Below are 16,362 nucleotides of genomic sequence, written 5' to 3'. Positions count from 1 at the left end.
TCACGTCTCGCGGCTGCTCTCTTCTGCGAACTGAGTAGTTTGCCGTTTTCACTGCGATACCACGAACCGTGTCGCTAGAATCACCGAGCGTGACATCGCCATGGGGGCGGGCAGTTGGGTCAAAGAAGGGCTCGCCAATCGCTCTGCGTGGCGGTATGGTCACATCGGGTGATGCCGCATATGGCTCAGAAAAGCCGCACGCTCTGCGCCATAGGGGGACATCCGTGACACGCGCAAAGGCAGTCACAGGATCGCTAAGCCGGTCCACACGGAGGAGAGGCCGCACAAATGTCAGCTCGTACACCCGAGGCCGAGCCGCTGCTCACGCCCGCTGAGGTCGCGACCATGTTCAGGGTCGACCCCAAGACCGTTACGCGGTGGGCCAAGGCGGGCAAGTTGACGTCGATTCGCACCCTCGGTGGTCATCGGCGTTACCGGGAGACCGAGGTTCGCGCACTGCTGGCGGGCATTCCGCAGCAGCGTTCCGAGTAGTCGCAAGGGTCGTCACGAACCTCAGGGGGGTTGAGGGTGGACCAGGTACGCATGCCCGGTCCACCGACGTGACGTCGCACGGGGAAGTTGGCGTCGCCCGCCCGGCGCCACTCTTCCCCCGCTACGCCAGTTGCTCGCCGGTCAGCACGTCGAGCAGCTCGCCGACCCCGCCGTCGTAGGCGGCGGCGACGCCCAGCAGGGCCACCATGTGATCGACGAGCATCTTCTCCAGGATCGGCCGCTCGACGTCGCGATGCTCCAGCCAGTCGAGACCGGCCGTCTCCACGGAGGCGATCCACGAGCGCAGCGTGGTGCGCAGCACCGGGCTCGGCTCCTCGACGCGCATCTGCTTCTGGATGAGGCGGAACAGCCTCCGGCGCACGCCGTCGACGATCTCCCCCACTTCGCCCGCCCGGTTGGCGGGCCCACCGCGCAGCAGCGCGGCGAAGCCGGCGGCGTGCTCCTCGACGAAGTCGAAGTAACGCCCGAGGCCCGCGGCCAGCTCGTCGAGCGGCCTGCCGCCCTCGGCCGGGCGCAGCCGCGACTCCAGCTGCTCCGCCGCGCTCCTCAGCGCGGCCACGTAGAGCTCCTGCTTGCCGCCGAAGTAGTGGTAGACGAGCGCTCGTGAGGCGCCTGCCGCCGAGGCGACGTCGTCGATCGAGACGGCCTCCGCGTCACGGGTGCTGAACAGCTCCAGCGCAGCCGCCATGAGCTCTTCGCGACGGCGGTCCACACTCAGCCTTCGGCGTGCGGGCCGTGCCGTCTCGGCCGACTTCCCGGGTGTCACACCTGCACAGTATCCGACGACGTGCCCAATAGCGGACGTGTGGCGAATGGGTCAATATCAGGCTTCCCTAACCCGAAGCCGTACCCTGCGGCTTACTCGATCGTTTGGTGAGACAGGTGCCCATATCCGCATCGCGGGGGAGACACATGTCAGGACCGCCCGTCAACACTTCAACCATCGCCGAGCTCCGCGAGGTAGAGCCATTGCCTCGGCCACGACCCACCATCCGCAACGTCGCCGAGCGAGCCGGCGTCTCGAAGTCGCTGGTCTCACTCGTGCTGCGCGGATCCCCGCACGTGAGCGAGCATCGGCGGCAGGCAGTGCTCCAGGCGGCGCGCGAGCTCGGCTACCGGCCGAACGCGGTCGCGCGCAGCCTGGTGGAAGGACGTACCCATCTGGTCGGGGCGCTCGTCGCCGACCTGCACAACCCGTTCTACGCCGAGTTCCTCGACGGCCTGCAGGAGAGCCTGCACGGCGACGGGCTGCGCATGCTGATCGGGAACAGCCAGTGGGACCCGGCGTTCGAGGACGAGGCCGTGGAGGCCTTCCTGGAGCTCCGGGTCGACGGGCTGGTGCTCTTAGGCATCGCGCCGACCAGCGAGACGCTGATCGAGGCCACCGCCTACACCCCGACCGTCGTCGTAGGGGAACGTGACATCGAGCTCGACGGCGTCGACATCGTGGTCGACGACGACCAGCTCGGCGCCCGTCTGGCCATCGACCACCTGGTGAACCTCGGGCACAAGCGGATCGCGCACATCGAGGGCCCCCGGTCCTCGCGCTGCGAGGGCTACCTCGTGGCGATGCGCCGGCATTCGCTGGCGCCGTACATCATGGTCGAGGCGGCGGACGCGACTGAGGAGGGCGGCCGGGAGGCGGCGATCGCCCTGCTGACCCGCGACCCGCGGCCGACGGCCGTGTTCGCGGCCAACGACGTGGTGGCGCTCGGCGTGCTGGCCGCCGCGGCCGAGCTGGGGCTGCGGGTGCCGGACGACCTGTCCGTCATCGGCTACGACAACACCCACCTGTCGGCCTCGCGGCACATCTCGCTCACCTCGGTCGACCAGCCGCGCCGCGCCATGGGCAGGTCGGCGGCCGCGCTGCTGAGCGACAGGATTGGCGAGCCGGCCAAGGGCGCCCGGCTGCGCGAGATCCAACCCGAGCTGATCGTGCGCCGCAGCACGGGACCTGCCTGAGGGATATCTGCCGGTTGCGCTGCCGTTGCGGGCCTTCGCCGGGCGCCGCAATGGCACGGCAGGCCCATGCGCAGGTCTCTCGTCAGCAAGGCCGCCCAAAGCCTGGGTCAAGCCGTACGGCAGCGTCGCCGCACGGCGGTTTACTCGTCAGGGTCATGCTAATTGTGGCCGAATCTGGTTCGGTCACGATCTGATCCGGGGGACAGTCATGCGTGATCCAGAACTGGTGTCCTGCGCCCAGCGCGCGGCGGCCGAGCTCGAACGCGCCTGGGGGCACTGGCGCGCCGGCAGGGGGCGGGGCGCCGACGTCGGCGCCGAGTCCGTCGCCAGCTACGTGGCGCACTCCCTCGACCATCCGTGGGGCCGCCCCCGCGTCGTCCTCGGCCTCGACGCCGAGGACGCGCGGGAGCTGGCCGCCCTGCTCGAACGGCAGGAGGTCGGCGAGCACGTGTGGTGAAGCGGACGGCGAAACCGCCAGGCGGACCGCCCCAGCGGTCCCGGCCGGACGCTTCGGTGGGGCGGCAGGCCGACTCGCAGGATTCCTGTTGATACGGGCCTGAACGCGGGGCTTCACGTAAGTTGGAGCTCATGCGTGCTCTACCAGCCACCGTCCTCGCCGTCTGCGGCCTGATCGCCTCCGCGTGCGGCGGCACCGAGCCCGGTGGCGTCGCGGCAGGTCAGGCCGCCTCCTCCGCCGAGGCGCCGGCCCAGCCACCCGCCCAGGACGGGCCCACCCAGGGGACGCCCGCGCAGCAGGCACCACCCGACGCCAAGCCGCTCAACGGCAAGGTCGTCGTCATCGACCCGGGGCACAACGGCGGCAACTTCCGCGACCCGAAGGCCATCAACCGCAAGGTCAACGTGCTGACGCAGTGGAAGCCCTGCGACACGACCGGCACCGAGACCAACAACCACTACACCGAGGCCGCCTTCGCCTGGGACGTCTCCAACCGCATGGCCAAGATCCTCAGGGGCCGCGGCGCGACCGTCAAGCTGACCAGGTCCGACAACGACAGCGTCGGGCCGTGCATCACCCAGCGGGCCGCGATCGGCAACAAGGCCAAGGCCGACGCCGCGATCTCGGTGCACGCCGACGGCGCCGCCGCCGCGGGCCACGGGTTCCACGTGATCATCCCGAAGAAGATCAACGGGCCGGTGGACAAGGTCGTGGCGCCCTCCACCAGGCTGGGGGTGGACGTGCGCGACGCCTTCGCCAGGGGCACGGGCCTGCCGTACTCCACCTACGTCGGCAGCAAGGCGCTCAGCTTCCGCAACGACCTCGGCGGACTCAACCTCTCGACGGTGCCGAAGATCTTCGTCGAGTGCGGCAACATGCGCAACGCGGGCGACGCGGCCAAGTTCCAGGATCCGAAGTTCAGGCAGCGGATCGCCTTGGCACTCGCGAACGGGATGCAGCACTATCTCGAAGCATGATTCCTCGCCCAGAGCTGCTCAATGATCTTTCCGGATCCTTCGAACTGACCTCGGGCGCGACCGTCGCCGGTCCCTTCGCGGACGCGGTACGTCGCGCGCTCCCCCTCCTCGACCTCCGTCCGGGAGACTCGGGCGACATCGAGGTACGTCAGGATCCCGCGCTCGGCGAGGAGGCCTACCGGCTGACCACCGGGTCGCGCGGGGTCGAGATCGTCGCGGGCGGGGCGGCGGGCGCGTTCTACGCCGCGCAGACGTTGCACCAGTTGCTGCCGGACGCCTCCTACCGGTTCGCCGCGGGCGCGTCGTGGCCCGTGCCCGGGGTGCGGGTCGAGGACGCGCCGCGGTTCGCCTGGCGGGGGCTGCACCTCGACGTGGCCCGGCATTTCTCCCCCAAGCGGGAGGTGCTCCGGCTGATCGACCTGATGGCCGTGCACAAGCTGAACCGGTTGCACCTCCACCTGGTCGACGACCAGGGCTGGCGGGTGGAGAGCAGGGCGTACCCGCTGCTGCACGAGGTCTCCTCGCACCGGCCGCGCACGGCCAGCAACTACTACCGGGAGCCGGAGGCGTACGACGACGTCCCGCACGGCGGCTACTACTCGCTGGACGACCTGGCCGAGATCGGCGCGTACGCGCGGTCCAGGTTCGTCACGGTGGTGCCCGAGATCGACGTGCCGGGGCACGCCTCGGCGATCCTGGCCGCCTACCCGTCGCTCGGCGCCACCGGCGAGCGCTACGACGTGCTCGACCGGTGGGGCATCTCGCCGGCGATCCTGTCGCCGCTGCCGCCGACCGTCGAGTTCCTGACCACGATCTTCGACGAGGTCATCGGCGCGCTGGGCGAGGTGCCCTTCTTCCACATCGGCGGGGACGAGGTCGTCCTCGACCACTGGGCGCAGTCGGCGGAGATCACGGCCTACCGCGACTCGCTGGGGCTGTCCACGGTGATCGACCTTCAGTCGTGGTTCCTGCGCGCGCTGGCCGACGCCCTGGCCGAGCGCGGCTCGCGCGCGGTGGTGTGGGACGAGGCGTTCGTCAGCGGCGGGCTGCGCCAGGACACCGTGGTCATGCCGTGGCGCGGCATGGGCGTCGGGCGGCGCGCCGCCGCGGCGGGTCACGACGTGGTCGCCACTCCGGTGTTCCCGCTCTACTTCGACTACGCCGAGGCGGCCTCGGCCGACGAGCCGATGGCCATCGGCGACGCCACCACGGTGGCCGACGTGGCCGCGTTCGCCCCGGCCCCCGCCGACTGGACGGACGAGGAGCGGGCGCGGGTCATGGGCGTGCAGGCCCAGCTCTGGACCGAGCGGGTGCCCGACCCGAGGACCGTCGACTACCGGCTCTGGCCGCGGTCGTGCGCGCTGGCGGAGGTGGCCTGGGCCGGCTCGGCCGGCGACGGGTTCACCGAGCGGCTGGAGGAGCACCTCGGGCGGCTCGACGCGATCGGCGTGGAGTACCGGCCGACGGCGGGCCCGCACCCGTGGCAGCGGCGGCGTCCGCACCGGCCGAGCGGCGTGCGGGTGAGCGAGGTGATGGAGCGCATCGACGCCATGACGCACGACGCGGAGTCGACCAGGCCGAGCGTCTGACCGGCGGTCACATGGGCGCGGGGCGGTCGTTGAGGATGAGCTGGAACAGCACGTGGTCCTGCCACGCGCCGTCGATGCTGACGGCGCGGGGGGCCATGCCGTACTCCTCGAAGCCCGCCTTGCGCAGGACCGCCTGGGAGGCCTTGTTGTGCGGGAGCGTGCCCGCCTCGACCCGGTGGAGGCCCAGGTCTTCGTCGGCGGCCCGGCACGCCTCCAGCACCGCCTTGGTGGCCAGCCCCCGCCCGTTGTACGCGGCGTCCACCCAGTAGCCCAATGACGCGCTCTGGGCGGCGCCGCGGATGATGCTGTTCAGGTTCATCCTGCCCACGACGCGGTCGCCGTCCGCGAGCACCCACGGCATCACGAACCCGGCCGCACGGTCCTCGGCGAGTCGTTCGAGGCGTGCGGCCTGGCCGGCGGACGTGAAGAAGTCGGCCGGCCTGCGGGGCTCCCAGGGGCGCAGGAAGTCGCGGTTGCGGCGGTAGGCGTCGGCCAGCGCCTCCGCGTCGGACCTGGCGATCGCGCGCATGACGACGTCATCGGTGAGCCTCACCTCGGCATTGATCACGATCCCACGATAGGGGAGCCCTAGGCGGTGCGGCCGATCGCCTCGGTGACGGAGGACAGGCCGTGGCGGCGGACCCGGCGGGCGAGCTGCCGGTGGATGCGGGCCGCCCACAGCGGGCCGCCGTAGATCCAGCCCGTGTAGCCCTGGACCAGGGTGGCCCCGGCCAGCAGGCGCTCCCAGACGTCGTCGACGTCCTCGACGCCGCCCACGGAGATCAGGGTGAGCCGGTCGTCGACCTTGGCGCGCAGCCGGCGCAGCACCTCCAGCGAGCGCGCCTTGAGCGGGCGCCCGGACAGGCCGCCGGTCTCGCCGCCGTGCCTGATGGTGGTGTTGGTCGCGATGATGCCGTCGAGGCCCAGCTCCACGGCCAGGTCGGCGACCGCGTCGATGTCCTCGTCGGCCAGGTCGGGGGCGATCTTCACCAGCAGCGGCGTGCGGCGCGGCGTCGCGTCGGCGACCTCCTTGACCGCGACCAGCAGCGGGCGCAGCAGCTCGACCGCCTGGAGGTTGCGCAACCCGGGCGTGTTGGGGGAGCTGACGTTGACCACCAGGTAGTCGGCCAGCGGGGCCAGCTCCCTGGCGCCGGCCACGTAGTCGGCCACCGCCTCGGACTCCGGCACCACCTTCGTCTTGCCGATGTTGACGCCGACCACGACGGGCACCCCGCGCGTACGGCGCAGCCGGCGGGCGGCGGCGCGGGCGCCGGAGTTGTTGAAGCCCATCCTGTTGATCACCGCCCGCTCCCCCGGCAGCCGGAACAGGCGAGGGTGCGGGTTGCCCGGCTGGGCGTGCGCGGTGATGGTGCCGACCTCCACGTGGCTGAAGCCGAGGGCGGCGATCGCCTCGGCGCAGGCCGCGTCCTTGTCGAACCCGGCGGCCAGGCCGAACGGGCCGGGGAAGTGCACGCCGAACGCGGTCACCCGCAGGACCGGGTCGTGCGGGGCGAACGCTCGGTGGAGCAGCCGCTTGAGCAGGGGCAGCCGGGCGAGCACGGCCAGGCCCCTGACGGTGAGACGGTGCACGGCCTCGGCGTCGAACCGCCGCAGGACCTGTGTGAACACGAGGCGATACATCACAGGTCAGGCTACCAATCCCGCTTCGTGGGCGATGATCGCGGCCTGGACGCGGTTGCGCACGTCGAGCCGGGTCAGGATCGTGCTCACGTACGCCTTCACCGTGCCCTCCACGATGTGCAGCCGCTTGGCGATCTCCGCGTTGGACAGGCCCGCGCCGAGCAGGGCCAGGACCTCCCGCTCGCGGTCGGTGAGGCCGCCGACGCGGTCGCGGGCCTGGGCCTCGCGCGTCATCCTGCCGCCGGCGAGCTGGGCGATCACGCGCTGGGCCACCTTGGGCGACAGGTACGCCGCGCCGTCGGCGACCGCGTGGATGCCGGCGATCAGCTCGCGCGGGTCGCCGGACTTGAGCAGGAACCCGGCGGCGCCCACCTCCAGCGCCTTGGAGATGTAGTCGTCCTCGCCGAACGTGGTCAACATCACCACGGCCGTGGCGGGCGCGACGCGGCGCAGCTCGGCCGCGGCGGCCAGGCCGTCGAGCCGTGGCATGCGGATGTCGAGCAGGGCGACGTCGGGACGGTGGCCGATGGCCAGGTCGACGGCCTGCCTGCCGTCGCCGGCCTCGGCCACGACCTCCAGGGACGGGTCGGAGTCGAGGATCGCCCTGACCCCGGCCCGGATCATGGCCTCGTCGTCGGCGAGAAGTACGCGGATCACACCCTCTATATTGCCGACATGGCACAAGTGAAGGTTTACGGGCGGCGTGACGTGTGGGGCGGACGGCAGCGGGAGATCTCCGATCTGCTGCAGTCGTGCCTGGTGAGCGCGTGGGGCGTGCCTGAGGAGAAGCGCTTCCACCGGTTCCTGCTGATGGACGCCGACGACTTCGTCTGCCCTCAGCGAAGCGCGAACTATCTGATCATCGAGGTCGTGTGCTTCACGGGACGCAGCGACGACGCCAAGCGGGCGCTGATCCGGGCGATCTACGAGAAGTCGGGCTTCGACCCCGAGGACATGGAGATCACGATCATCGAGATGCCCAAGGTGAACTGGGGGATCCGCGGGGTTCCGGCCGACGAGCTGACGCTGTCGTACAAGGTGGAGGTCTAGCGTCAAGGGTGACCTGGGGCGGGCGGTATGGTCCGAGTCATGAGCACTCACTATGACGTCGTCGTTCTCGGCGCGGGTCCCGGAGGATACACGGCCGCCGTCCGCGCCGCCCAGCTCGGGCTGCGTACCGCGGTCGTCGAGGAGAAGTACTGGGGTGGCGTCTGCCTGAACGTGGGCTGCATCCCGTCCAAGGCGCTGCTGCGCAATGCCGAGCTGGCCCACATCTTCCACAACGAGGCCAAGACGTTCGGCATCAGCGGTGAGGTGAGCTTCGACTACGGCGCGGCCTTCCAGCGCAGCCGCAAGGTGGCCGACGGCCGGGTCAAGGGCGTTCACTACCTGATGAAGAAGAACGCCATCACCGAGTACGACGGCCGCGGCACCTTCCTCGACGCCAACACGCTGCAGGTCAACGACGAGACGATCACGTTCGACCACTGCATCATCGCGGCCGGCGCCACCACCAGGCTGATCCCGGGCACGCAGTTGTCGGAGCGGGTGGTGACGTACGAGGAGCAGATCCTCACCGAGAACCTGCCGCGCAGCATCATCATCGCGGGCGCGGGCGCGATCGGCGTCGAGTTCGCCTACGTGCTGCACAACTACGGCGTCAAGGTCACGATCGTGGAGTTCCTCGACCGGGTCGTGCCGCTGGAGGACGAAGAGGTCTCGGCCGAGCTGGCCAAGCGCTACAAGCGGCTCGGCATCGAGGTGCTGACCTCGACCCGCGTCGACGGCATCGAGGACACCGGCGGCTCGGTCAAGGTCACCGTCACCCGCGACGGCCAGACCCAGGTGCTGGAGGCCGACAAGGTCATGCAGGCCATCGGGTTCCAGCCGCGCGTCGACGGCTACGGCCTGGAGAAGACCGGCGTGCAGCTCACCGAGCGCGGCGCGATCGCCGTCGACGGCCGCTGCCGCACGAACGTGCCGCACATCTTCGCCATCGGCGACGTCACCGCCAAGCTCATGCTGGCCCACGCCGCCGAGTCGATGGGCATCATCGCCGCCGAGACCATCGGCGACGCCGAGACCATGGAGCTCGACTACGTGATGATCCCGCGGGCCACCTACTGCCAGCCGCAGGTGGCCAGCTTCGGCTACACCGAGGCGCAGGCCCGCGACCTGGGCTACGACGTCAAGGTGGCCAAGTTCCCCTTCACGGCCAACGGCAAGGCCCACGGCCTCGGCGACACGGCCGGGTTCGTCAAGATCATCAGTGACAACACCCACGGCGAGCTGCTCGGCGCCCACCTGATCGGCCCCGAGGTCACCGAGCTGCTGCCCGAGCTCACGCTGGCCCAGCAGTGGGACCTCACCGTGCACGAGGTCGCGCGCAACGTGCACGCGCACCCGACGCTCGGCGAAGCGGTCAAGGAGGCGATCCACGGCCTCGCGGGCCACATGATCAACATGTGATCCCGTCGCGCGGATGCGCATCCCGGTGCCCGTCCATCGGGATGCATCCGGCCGGTTCAGACCCAGACGTACAGGGCCACGCCCAGCAGCGCCACGGCCAGCGCCGAGGCCCATCCGCGCAGCGTGTTCCACCGGGTCCAGCGCGGCGCGTACGCCTTCCACGCCAGCTCGCCCGCCTCGATGGCGTTGTTCATCGGCACGTTGACCGCGGCCGTGACGACGATCGAGCCCGCGAAGTAGACGGCGGCCGCCGCGAACGCCAGGACCGCGGGCCCGCCGTCCCCGCCGATCAGCAGGAACACGCCGGCCAGCAGTGAGGCCACGGGCGCGAGCGTGAACGTCGACAGGAACCCCGGATTCAGGATCTTCCTGTTCATGCTGCGCATGGCGGCCGTCGCGCCGTCCTCCCCCACGGCGTCCAGGCCGGGCATGACCGAGGTGGAGAAGGCGAAGAACACGCCCGCCATCAGTCCGTTCAGGACCAGGGCGAGCACCGAGAGGACGACCGCGACTACGCTCACGTCCCTATGATCCCTTAAGTCACAGTTGTCCGGAAACGAGGGGCAAGCCGCGATTCTCATTGAACGTTCATGTATTCCTGAGATGTCTCTGAGACCGGGGGCGCAGCGTGGTGCGCGTGCCTCCAACGAACGCGCAAACGCAGATCGCACGGCTCGGCGCCGTCACGGTACGCCTGGGGCTCTTCGGCCTGGTCGCGCTGGGCATCCTGGGCGCGGCCCTGGAGCTGGCCTTCGAACGTCACTGGCAGTCCTGGCAGCAGTTCGTCCCGTGGGTGGCGCTGCTGGCGCTCGGGGCCGCGCTCGTGGTGCTCGCCCTGGACGCCTCCCCCCTCACGCTCAAGGTCGTCCGCGGGATCGCGCTGGTGGTGCTGCTCGCCTCGGCCTACGGCGTGTACGCGCACATCTCGGCCAACCATGACATGGGCGCCTTCGACCCCCGATACGCCGACACCTGGCAGACCCTCTCCCCCCTCACCCAATGGTGGTACGCGCTGACCAAGTCCGTCGGCCCGGCCCCGCCGCTCGCGCCCGGCATGCTCGCCCAGAGCGCGCTCCTGCTGCTGCTGACCACCCTGGCCCCCGCCAGGGCCAAGGAGAACGGCTGATCACACCCCGCAGGCGGCCCGGACGTCGGCGACGAGCCGTTCGGCGGCGGCCACCGTACGGGTGATCTCCTCCCGCGTGCCGCCGACGGACGCGAACAGCGCCTGGGCCCGCTCCCCGAACCCGGCGGGCGCCGAGGGCAGCCGGTCGGCGGCGGCGACCATGCCCTTCTCGTTGATCAGCCAGGCCCCGTCGGCCGCGTGCAGGGCGTGACAGGCGACGCCGATCGCCCGGAACAGCGCCCCGGCCGCGTACGCGGGGTCCTGGCCGGCGGCGCCGTACCCGGCGATCGTCAGCGAGAAGCCGGCCTCCCACAGCCCCTGGACCAGCGCCTCGCGCAGCGCGGGCGGGTACTCGGCCGTCTCGGCGCGCAGGGCCGCCAGCTCGCCGGACGGATCGGCGAGCACCTTGCACAGCGCCACCTCGCCCGCGTAGGCGTGGGAGTAGAAGCCCAGCGGATGGCCTGCCTGGACGCCGACCTCGTACCGGCCGGCGCGGCAGTCGTGCCAGACGCGGCGCACGCGGTCGAGGTCGCGGTAGATCCAGTCGACCCGCAGACCGTCGATGGTGAGCCAGCCGCCGCCGTCGACCCACGGGCCCCAGCCGCCGGGCTCGGTCACGTCGGTCGACTCACCGGTCATCTCCCGGGCCAGCTCGCGCAGGTCGGCGACGGCCAGGCGCCCCCGGTAGTAGAGGCCGAGGTCGATGTCGGAGTCGGGCCGGTGGGTGCCGCGTGCCCGGCTCCCGCCGAGCGCCACGGCCACCACGCCGGGCACCTCCGCCAGCCTTCCGGCGATCTCCCGCAGCCGTTCGTCAGTCATCTCGTCCGCCATTCAGCCCACCCTAGCGAGGCTCAAACCGCATATTTCTGAACCACTCCGACATCTTTCGCGTCACACTCATGCACCGCCCGGTGTGTGACCCGTGAGACTGGAGACACCGAAGTGGCTTTAGGTCGCAAGCTCGTAGCCATGGCCGTGATGACGGCCGCCGTGCTCACCACGGAAGGGGCCGTGGCCCGGGGCGAGGCCCGCCCGCCGGCCGCCGCCGCCCAACAGCCGACCCCGGTGACCACCACCGCCCTGACCGCCGCCCTCACCACCGGCCCCATCACCGGCGCCGAGCCCACCTGCATGCGCGTCAAGGGCGCCGAGGCGTGCGTGGGCCCGGACGGCAGCGACCGGCCGGGCATCTGGATCGAGGACACGCGGAACGACAAGCTGCACGCCGCGGTCGAGTACCACCTGAACGAGTACCTCGGCACCAAGTACGTCATCCACAACCTGGGCGGCAAGGGCGAGATCCGGGGCAACCGCGAGATCGGCAGGACCGTGACGTTCCGGGCCGCCGTGTACGAGGGCAACCACCGCGTCAAGGTGGGCCGCTGGAAGACGGTCCGCAACCTCACCAAGTACCCGGTCAGGCGCGACACCGAGGTCACCCCGGCCGCCGCGCGGGGACGTTCGGAGCGGTGCACGTCCACCAAGGGCGGGGCGAGCGTGTGCTTCCACGAGCGCGACACCTACGTCTTCGCCTGCGACACCAGGGCCGACGAGTACCAGGCGCGCGCCGAGTACTTCGTGGCCGGGGACCCGACCGCCCGGTACGAGATCCACCAGCTCGCCGGCCTCGGCACCTGCGGCAAGGCGGAGCACGGCGACAGGTCGATCAGCATGTACCGCGCCTCGGTCTTCAACGGCTCCCATCGGGTCGCGACGAGGCAGTACAAATACAACTAGTTTGCAAGCGGCCCGGCAAGCCGGATGAAATCGGTCCAATGCACCGTGTGGTCATCCCCCGAGAGGAAGGAACCCCTCGATGACCACCTCCCGTACCGCCGCCGTCCTGACCGGTGTCGCCGCCGCCGCCCTGCTCGCGCTCGCCGCCTCCCCCGCCCAGGCCGCCTCGGCGGCCTCGTGGGGTCCCTACTACGCCCCCGGGCACGCCGCCAAGGCGACCGGCTCGCTGAGCGCGACCGGCGAGGACCACGCCGACCTGCCGACCGCCGACGCGGTGCGGATCTCCGGCAAGCTGACCGACCAGACCCGCAAGGACTCGGCCTGCGGCTGGGCGGTGTTCCGGATCACGTACCGCGACGGGAGCAACCTGCCCTTCAAGGAGCGCAGCGTCCGTAACTGCTCCTACGGCTCGGCCAAGCGGTTCTCCTTCGAGTACAGCGACGTCTACCAGGTCGAGCTGAAGGTCTGCGCCGAGGGCAGGGGCTCCAAGCCGTCCCTGAACTGCCTGTACGCGGGCACCTGGAAGACCCTCTACCTGTCCAAGTGACGCATCGGCGGCGGCGTCCCGGCCATCCACCGATCGGTGGATGTCGCGGCCGCCGCTCCGCCGTGATGCTCAGATCATGACAGTCATCGAGATCGACGACCTGCGCAAGAACTACAGACACACCCGGGCGCTCGACGGCGTCTCCCTGACCGTGGAACGCGGCGAGATCTTCGGGCTCGCCGGGCCCAACGGCGCGGGGAAGACGACGGTCGTGGAGTGCGTGTCCGGGCTGCGGCGTCCCGACGGCGGCAGCGTGCGCGTGCTGGGCCTCGACCCGCAGGGCGACCGGCGGGCGCTGCTCCAGCGCGTCGGCGCCCAGTTGCAGGAGGCCGCCCTCCCCGACGGCATCAAGGTCGGCGAGGCCCTGCGGCTCTACGCCTCCCTGTACGACCACCCCGCCGACTGGCGGGCCGTCATGGACGAATGGGGCCTGACCGAGAGGAAGGACGCCCGCTTCGGCGGCCTGTCCGGCGGCTGGAAGCAGCGCCTGTTCATCGCGCTGGCCCTGGTCGGCGACCCCGAGGTGGTCCTGCTCGACGAGCTGACCACCGGCCTCGACCCCGACGCCCGCCGCACCACCTGGGGGCTGATCAGGGCCATGCGCGACCGGGGGATCACCGTCGTCCTGGTCACCCACTTCATGGACGAGGCCGAGGCCCTGTGCGACCGGATCGCCGTCATCGACCGCGGCCGGGTGGTGGCCGAGGGCAGCCCGCGCGAGCTGATCGGCGAGGCGCGGGCCGCCTCCCTGGAGGACGCCTACTTCACCCTGACGGGGAGGGCCCAGGCATGAAAGGCTTCACGCGAGTCATCGCCGTCGAGCTCAGGCTGGGGTTGCGCGATCCGATGTCGGCCTACTTCGCACTGGCCTTCCCGCTGGTCATGCTCTGGGTCAAGCTGCGCGGCGGCGACCGGCCGCTGCCCGGTGGCGAGCGGCTCGTCGACGCGACCGTGCCGATGCTGACCGTCTTCGTCGTGGGGCTGGCCGCGCTGGTCGTCCTGCCCGCCACGCTGGCCCAGTACCGGGAGCGGCGGGTGCTCAAGCGGCTGCGGGCCACCCCGGCCACGCCGTTCATGCTGTGCGGCGCCCAGTGGGCCGCGCACATGCTGCTGGCCGTGCTCGGAAGCGTGCTGCTGGTCGTCCTCGGCGTGGCCGGCTACGGGCTGAGCGCGCCCGCGAGCCTTCCAAGCGTGGTCCTGGCCTGGTTGCTCGGCGCGCTCAGCCTCGGCGCCGTCGGGCTGCTGCTGGGCGCGCTGGCCCCCAGCGGCCGGGCGGCGACCGTGATCGGGCTCGCCCTGTTCTTCCCCATGGTGTTCCTGTCCGGCGCGGTGATCCCACGCGAGACCATGTCGGGGTCGATGCGGGCGATCGGGGACCTGACGCCCATGGCGCCCGCCGTCCAGGCGATCCGCGACGGCTGGTCGACCGGCGCGCTTCCGCCGCTCGCGCTCGGGATCATGGTGGCGGTCGGCGTGGTCGCCGGCGGCGTCGCGGTGAAGGCCCTGCGGTGGTGAGCCGGTGGGAGCGGGTGACCGCGGCCCTGCCGTACCTGCTGGTGCTGCTTCCCGCGCTGTTCTCGCTGCTGCGGGCCTGGCGGGTGGAGGTGCTGGCGCTGGCGCTGTTCGCGGCGGCCTGGCACTGGTTCGTGGTGGCCTACCGTCCCGGCTGGACGGCGCGGGCGTGGGTGGTGGCCGGCTACTTCGTGGTGCTGCTGGCGGTGGTCGTGGCGCTGGTGCGGATCGACACGGTCTTCACCGTGACCGGGGTGGGGGTGTTCGTCCAGTGCTTCGCGCTGCTGCCGGGGTTGTGGGCGTACGCGGGGGTCGCCGTGACGGTCGGGACGCTGGTCGCCGCCCGTCCGCCGGACGGTCGCGGCCCGGTCGAGCTGCTGGCCTCGTTCGTGGTCGGGGTGCTGGTGGCGTCCATGACCGGGCTGGTGTTCCAGACCGTCTCCGAGCAGAACACGCAGCTGAAGGAGAAGAGCGCCCGGCTGGCCGCGCTCGCCGAGGAGAACGCCGACCTCCAGGCCCGGCTCCTGGTCCAGGCCCGCGAGGCGGGCGTGCTCGGCGAGCGGCAGCGGCTGGCCAGGGAGATCCACGACACCGTCGCCCAGGGGCTGACCGGCATCCTCACCCAGCTGGAGGCGGCCGACGAGGCCGTCGGAGCGGCGCCGGCGGTGCGCGCGCGGCTGGCGACCGTACGCGAGCTGGCCAGGGAGAGCCTGACCGAGGCCCGCCGCTCGGTCCAGGCGCTGCGCCCGGCGCCGCTGGCCGCGGCGCAGCTCGGGACGGCCCTGTCGGAGGTGGCGGCGGCCTGGTCGCGGGCGTCGGGGGTGCCCGCCCCGGTGTCGGTCACGGGCGACGCCCGGCCGCTGCACACCGAGGTGGAGAGCACGTTGTTGCGGGTGGCCCAGGAGGCGCTGGCCAACGTGGGCAAGCACGCGCGGGCCGCCCGGGTGGGGATCACGCTGTCGTACATGGAGGACGTGGTGGCGCTCGACGTCCGTGACGACGGGTCCGGCTTCACCCCCGGCGCCGGCTCCACCGGCGGGTCCGGCGGCGGGTTCGGGCTGGTGGCCATGCGGCAGCGGGTCACCCGCCTGGCCGGCAGCCTCGCCGTCGAGAGCGCCCCTGGCCAGGGGACGGGCATCTCCGCCACCGTTCCGGCCATCCCCGCCGACCCGGGAACGTGAGCCATGCCCGTACGCCTGATCATCGTCGACGACCACCCGGTGGTCCGCGACGGGCTGCGCGGCATCTTCGAGACCGACGGCTTCGAGGTGGTCGGCGAGGCCGCCGACGGCGCCGAGGCGCTCGCGGTGGCCCTGCGCACCGGCCCCGACGTCGTGCTCCTCGACCTGCGCATGCCGGGCACGAGCGGCGCCGAGCTCATCCGCCGGCTGCGCGAGCAGTGCCCCGGCACGCACGTGCTCGTGCTGACCACCTTCGGCGACGACGCCGACGTGGTGCCCGCGATCGAGGAGGGCGCCACCGGCTACCTGCTCAAGGACACGCCACGCGCCGAGCTGCGGCAGGCCGTGCTGGCGGCGTCCCGCGGCGAGACCGTGCTGTCGCCGGCCGTGGCCGGGGTGCTCACGCGGCGCGCGCACGCGCCGGAGCAGCGCACGCTGAGCCCGCGCGAGCTGGAGGTGCTCGCTCTCATCGCCCGCGGCGCGACCAACCGCGAGGTGGCCAGGCGGCTGTTCGTCACCGAGGCCACGGTGAAGACCCACCTGCTGCACGTCTTCGCCAAGCTGGAGGTCAAGGACCGGGCGGCGGCCGTCGCGGCGGCGTACGACAGGGGCCTGCTCAAGCCCGCCTGACCGGCGTCACGCGTGAAAGTT

Annotated in this window: 20 protein-coding genes; 14 read left to right on the top strand and 6 right to left on the bottom strand. The window is 71.5% G+C overall.

Features of this window, described 5'->3' with window-relative positions; translation table 11 throughout:
* Positions 1-288 precede the first annotated feature (288 nt).
* A complete protein-coding gene (gene bldC, locus ACWCSU_RS39260; protein WP_013133571.1) occupies positions 289-492 on the top strand; it encodes a developmental transcriptional regulator BldC in 204 nt (67 codons plus the stop codon).
* 121 nt (positions 493-613) lie between these two features.
* Here bldC and ACWCSU_RS39255 read toward each other — a convergent pair whose 3' ends face one another.
* A complete protein-coding gene (locus ACWCSU_RS39255) occupies positions 614-1,201 on the bottom strand; it encodes a TetR/AcrR family transcriptional regulator (RefSeq protein ID WP_357708049.1) in 588 nt (195 codons plus the stop codon).
* Between the two features lie 281 nt (positions 1,202-1,482).
* Between ACWCSU_RS39255 and ACWCSU_RS39250 the strand changes: the two genes are divergently transcribed.
* From ACWCSU_RS39250 to ACWCSU_RS39235, 4 genes are all read left to right on the top strand, one after another.
* Positions 1,483-2,475 carry a LacI family DNA-binding transcriptional regulator gene (locus ACWCSU_RS39250; protein WP_364101235.1) on the top strand — a complete coding sequence of 331 codons (993 nt, stop codon included), beginning with the start codon at positions 1,483-1,485 and terminating at the stop codon, positions 2,473-2,475.
* 208 nt (positions 2,476-2,683) lie between these two features.
* A complete protein-coding gene (locus ACWCSU_RS39245) occupies positions 2,684-2,932 on the top strand; it encodes a hypothetical protein (RefSeq protein WP_357708046.1) in 249 nt (82 codons plus the stop codon).
* A 131-nt stretch (positions 2,933-3,063) separates the two neighbouring features.
* Complete coding sequence (locus ACWCSU_RS39240; RefSeq protein WP_357708044.1) at positions 3,064-3,909, top strand: N-acetylmuramoyl-L-alanine amidase; 846 nt, start codon at positions 3,064-3,066, stop codon at positions 3,907-3,909.
* Positions 3,906-5,498, top strand: a complete 1,593-nt coding sequence (locus ACWCSU_RS39235; protein ID WP_449941919.1) for a beta-N-acetylhexosaminidase — start codon at positions 3,906-3,908, stop codon at positions 5,496-5,498. The genes ACWCSU_RS39240 and ACWCSU_RS39235 overlap by 4 nt, the downstream gene beginning before the upstream one ends.
* Positions 5,499-5,505: 7 nt before the next feature.
* Here ACWCSU_RS39235 and ACWCSU_RS39230 read toward each other — a convergent pair whose 3' ends face one another.
* The 3 genes from ACWCSU_RS39230 to ACWCSU_RS39220 are packed head-to-tail and all read right to left on the bottom strand — an operon-like array spanning position 5,506 to position 7,796.
* A complete protein-coding gene (locus ACWCSU_RS39230) occupies positions 5,506-6,066 on the bottom strand; it encodes a GNAT family N-acetyltransferase (protein WP_449941918.1) in 561 nt (186 codons plus the stop codon).
* 20 nt (positions 6,067-6,086) lie between these two features.
* Positions 6,087-7,139, bottom strand: coding sequence for a quinone-dependent dihydroorotate dehydrogenase (locus ACWCSU_RS39225; protein WP_357708040.1), 1,053 nt, complete (start codon positions 7,137-7,139; stop codon positions 6,087-6,089).
* Positions 7,140-7,145: 6 nt separating this feature from the next.
* Positions 7,146-7,796: a response regulator transcription factor gene (locus ACWCSU_RS39220; RefSeq protein ID WP_357708038.1), complete on the bottom strand. Its 651-nt coding sequence runs from the start codon at positions 7,794-7,796 to the stop codon at positions 7,146-7,148.
* 18 nt (positions 7,797-7,814) lie between these two features.
* On the opposite strand from ACWCSU_RS39220, the gene ACWCSU_RS39215 reads away from it, so the two are divergent.
* Both ACWCSU_RS39215 and lpdA read left to right on the top strand, forming a co-directional pair.
* On the top strand, positions 7,815-8,189 hold the full coding sequence (locus ACWCSU_RS39215) for a tautomerase family protein (RefSeq protein WP_449941917.1): 375 nt from the start codon (positions 7,815-7,817) through the stop codon (positions 8,187-8,189).
* A gap of 39 nt (positions 8,190-8,228) precedes the next feature.
* Positions 8,229-9,608, top strand: a complete 1,380-nt coding sequence (gene lpdA / locus ACWCSU_RS39210; RefSeq protein WP_357708034.1) for a dihydrolipoyl dehydrogenase — start codon at positions 8,229-8,231, stop codon at positions 9,606-9,608.
* A 56-nt stretch (positions 9,609-9,664) separates the two neighbouring features.
* Here the strand turns inward: lpdA and ACWCSU_RS39205 are convergent, their stop codons facing one another.
* A complete protein-coding gene (locus tag ACWCSU_RS39205; protein WP_449941916.1) occupies positions 9,665-10,129 on the bottom strand; it encodes an anthrone oxygenase family protein in 465 nt (154 codons plus the stop codon).
* Positions 10,130-10,245: 116 nt separating this feature from the next.
* Between ACWCSU_RS39205 and ACWCSU_RS39200 the strand changes: the two genes are divergently transcribed.
* Positions 10,246-10,734 carry a hypothetical protein gene (locus ACWCSU_RS39200; RefSeq protein WP_449941915.1) on the top strand — a complete coding sequence of 163 codons (489 nt, stop codon included), beginning with the start codon at positions 10,246-10,248 and terminating at the stop codon, positions 10,732-10,734.
* Here the strand turns inward: ACWCSU_RS39200 and ACWCSU_RS39195 are convergent, their stop codons facing one another.
* Positions 10,735-11,565 carry a nucleotidyltransferase family protein gene (locus tag ACWCSU_RS39195; RefSeq protein ID WP_449941914.1) on the bottom strand — a complete coding sequence of 277 codons (831 nt, stop codon included), beginning with the start codon at positions 11,563-11,565 and terminating at the stop codon, positions 10,735-10,737.
* Positions 11,566-11,703: 138 nt separating this feature from the next.
* On the opposite strand from ACWCSU_RS39195, the gene ACWCSU_RS39190 reads away from it, so the two are divergent.
* The 6 genes from ACWCSU_RS39190 to ACWCSU_RS39165 all read left to right on the top strand — a co-directional run bounded on the left by ACWCSU_RS39190 (position 11,704) and on the right by ACWCSU_RS39165 (position 16,341).
* The gene (locus ACWCSU_RS39190; RefSeq protein ID WP_449941913.1) at positions 11,704-12,471 is read left to right on the top strand and encodes a hypothetical protein; all 768 of its coding nucleotides are present in this window, start codon (positions 11,704-11,706) and stop codon (positions 12,469-12,471) included.
* Between the two features lie 79 nt (positions 12,472-12,550).
* Positions 12,551-13,018 carry a hypothetical protein gene (locus ACWCSU_RS39185; protein WP_449941912.1) on the top strand — a complete coding sequence of 156 codons (468 nt, stop codon included), beginning with the start codon at positions 12,551-12,553 and terminating at the stop codon, positions 13,016-13,018.
* Positions 13,019-13,094: 76 nt separating this feature from the next.
* Positions 13,095-13,811, top strand: coding sequence for an ABC transporter ATP-binding protein (locus ACWCSU_RS39180; RefSeq protein ID WP_357708026.1), 717 nt, complete (start codon positions 13,095-13,097; stop codon positions 13,809-13,811).
* Positions 13,808-14,533 (top strand): ABC transporter permease, encoded by a 726-nt coding sequence (locus ACWCSU_RS39175; RefSeq protein ID WP_449941911.1) that lies wholly within the window; start codon positions 13,808-13,810, stop codon positions 14,531-14,533. Before ACWCSU_RS39180 ends, ACWCSU_RS39175 begins: the two co-directional genes overlap by 4 nt.
* Complete coding sequence (locus ACWCSU_RS39170; protein WP_449941910.1) at positions 14,530-15,711, top strand: sensor histidine kinase; 1,182 nt, start codon at positions 14,530-14,532, stop codon at positions 15,709-15,711. Before ACWCSU_RS39175 ends, ACWCSU_RS39170 begins: the two co-directional genes overlap by 4 nt.
* 3 nt (positions 15,712-15,714) lie before the next feature.
* Positions 15,715-16,341, top strand: coding sequence for a response regulator transcription factor (locus tag ACWCSU_RS39165; protein ID WP_357708022.1), 627 nt, complete (start codon positions 15,715-15,717; stop codon positions 16,339-16,341).
* The last annotated feature ends 21 nt before the right edge of the window (positions 16,342-16,362 follow it).

The sequence above is a fragment of the Nonomuraea sp. NPDC001699 genome (genome assembly GCF_053596455.1).
Note: the sequence above shows the minus strand (reverse complement) of the source record. Positions and strands in the feature narration are given on the sequence as shown.

Coding starts and splice junctions, on each gene's coding strand:
- lpdA (WP_357708034.1), top strand. CDS start 8,229: ATGAGCACTCACTATGACGTCGTCGTTCTCGGCGCGGGTCCCGGAGGA.
- ACWCSU_RS39175 (WP_449941911.1), top strand. CDS start 13,808: ATGAAAGGCTTCACGCGAGTCATCGCCGTCGAGCTCAGGCTGGGGTTG.
- ACWCSU_RS39215 (WP_449941917.1), top strand. CDS start 7,815: ATGGCACAAGTGAAGGTTTACGGGCGGCGTGACGTGTGGGGCGGACGG.
- ACWCSU_RS39195 (WP_449941914.1), bottom strand. CDS start 11,565: ATGGCGGACGAGATGACTGACGAACGGCTGCGGGAGATCGCCGGAAGG.
- ACWCSU_RS39185 (WP_449941912.1), top strand. CDS start 12,551: ATGACCACCTCCCGTACCGCCGCCGTCCTGACCGGTGTCGCCGCCGCC.
- ACWCSU_RS39255 (WP_357708049.1), bottom strand. CDS start 1,201: ATGGCGGCTGCGCTGGAGCTGTTCAGCACCCGTGACGCGGAGGCCGTC.
- ACWCSU_RS39190 (WP_449941913.1), top strand. CDS start 11,704: ATGGCCGTGATGACGGCCGCCGTGCTCACCACGGAAGGGGCCGTGGCC.
- bldC (WP_013133571.1), top strand. CDS start 289: ATGTCAGCTCGTACACCCGAGGCCGAGCCGCTGCTCACGCCCGCTGAG.
- ACWCSU_RS39245 (WP_357708046.1), top strand. CDS start 2,684: ATGCGTGATCCAGAACTGGTGTCCTGCGCCCAGCGCGCGGCGGCCGAG.
- ACWCSU_RS39165 (WP_357708022.1), top strand. CDS start 15,715: ATGCCCGTACGCCTGATCATCGTCGACGACCACCCGGTGGTCCGCGAC.
- ACWCSU_RS39240 (WP_357708044.1), top strand. CDS start 3,064: ATGCGTGCTCTACCAGCCACCGTCCTCGCCGTCTGCGGCCTGATCGCC.
- ACWCSU_RS39180 (WP_357708026.1), top strand. CDS start 13,095: ATGACAGTCATCGAGATCGACGACCTGCGCAAGAACTACAGACACACC.
- ACWCSU_RS39235 (WP_449941919.1), top strand. CDS start 3,906: ATGATTCCTCGCCCAGAGCTGCTCAATGATCTTTCCGGATCCTTCGAA.
- ACWCSU_RS39225 (WP_357708040.1), bottom strand. CDS start 7,139: ATGTATCGCCTCGTGTTCACACAGGTCCTGCGGCGGTTCGACGCCGAG.